The 1,775-nt window shown below is 24.6% G+C and carries 1 protein-coding gene; it reads left to right on the forward strand.

The genetic code is table 11. The annotated features are described in order from the left end of the window. Positions 1-1,700: N-6 DNA methylase (locus tag EZH24_RS11170; protein ID WP_153227238.1), on the forward strand; the 1,700-nt coding region annotated here is incomplete at its 5' end. Between the last annotated feature and the right edge of the window lie 75 nt (positions 1,701-1,775).

Here is a 1,775-nt window from a genome sequence, read left to right on the forward strand (position 1 = left end):
GAGGAGAAAAAAGACGATTTGATAAAAAATACTCTTGGAGTGCATTTTCTAAAAAAAATGCAGAAGATATGCTGGATTATATAAATGATACTATACTTAAAAGATTAGTAGATAAATATAATCATAGCGGAGATGTTTTTTCACCGTCATTAAAAATAAAAAAAGGAAGCACATTAAAAACTATAGTAAATAAACTAGATGAATTAACACTGCTTGATGTTGATAGTGATGTAAAGGGAGATGCATTTGAATATTTTTTGAAAAATTCTATTACCATAGGAAATGATTTAGGTGAGTATTATACGCCCAGACATATAGTAAAATTAATGGTTGAACTTATTCAGCCTAAATTTGGGGATAAAATATATGATCCTTGCTGCGGTACAGGAGGTTTTTTAATAGAGGCTTTTAGATTTATTAAAAGAAATTCTAATTTAACAGGTGATAATATTAAATATTTAGAAGAAGAAACAATATACGGAGGAGAATTAACCGAAACTTCTAAAATAGCAAAAATGAATATGATATTAGCAGGTGATGGGCATACACATATAAAACAGCAGGATAGTTTGGCAAATCCTGCTTACGAACAATACGATGTCGTTTTAAGCAACTTTCCATTCAATCAAAAAACAGATTATTCTCATTTGTATGGTATGAAAACTGTAAAAGCAGATGCTGTATTTTTTATGCATATAATTAATGCATTAAAAAATGGAGGAAGGGCTGCTGTAATAGTTCCAGATAGTGTTTTATTTTCTATAAGAGATAATGATATTTTAAAATTAAGAAAAAAAATAATAGAAGAATGTAATATACTGTCAATTATACAATTAGATAATTACACATTTGCTCCGTATACTTTACAGCCAACTTCTATAGTAATTTTTAATAAAGAAAAAAAACATAATAATATTTGGTTTTATGAATTAAAAAATGACGGATTTTCTAAAAATCAAAAAAGAACTATTATTCGCGAAAATGATATACCGAATTTAAGAACTTGGTGGAATGATAAAAAAAATAATAATAATGCTTTTGAAGTAGAAATAGATAAAATACAAAATGAAAAATATAAATTATTTCTTAATTTTTATAAAGAATATGAAAATATAAAATATCCTAAAGAACTTTCATATATATGCTATGATTATATATTAGGAATGACACCAACCCGAAAAAATAAAAGTTTTTATGGAGATAAATATTTATGGGTTAAAATATCTGATATGAAAGAAAAAATTATATTAGATACGGAAGAAAAATTATCTCAATTAGGATATGATAAGCTTGGAGAAAATAAGTATTTTAATAAAGGAAGTTTATTATTTTCTTTCAAACTAACTATTGGAAAAGTATCTATAGCTGGCGAGGATTTATTTACAAATGAGGCTATATGTAAATTATGTTTAAAAGATAAATATAATAATGAATTAGTAAAAGATTATTTATATTATATACTTCCTAATATAAACTATAAGCCTTTTGCTCAAAGAGCTGCTAAAGGATACACACTTAATAAAGATATACTTCCTACAGTGGTTTTTCCATTTTCAGATTCTGAATATGAATTAGAAGATATTGTAAATAAATATAAACTAATAGAAAATCAAATATTAAAACTAGAAAACGATATAGCTGACATAAAAAAAGAACATAGTAATCTTATAAACAGTATAATATTTGAAAAAAATAAATAATAAGTTTTTAATTTATTCATTAAGCATTTTTGATAAAACATCTTCTTCTTCTGCAGTTTCAGGAATGACAACTTT

Origin of the sequence: Brachyspira catarrhinii (assembly GCF_005518285.1) — a bacterium.
Lineage (GTDB): Bacteria > Spirochaetota > Brachyspiria > Brachyspirales > Brachyspiraceae > Brachyspira > Brachyspira catarrhinii.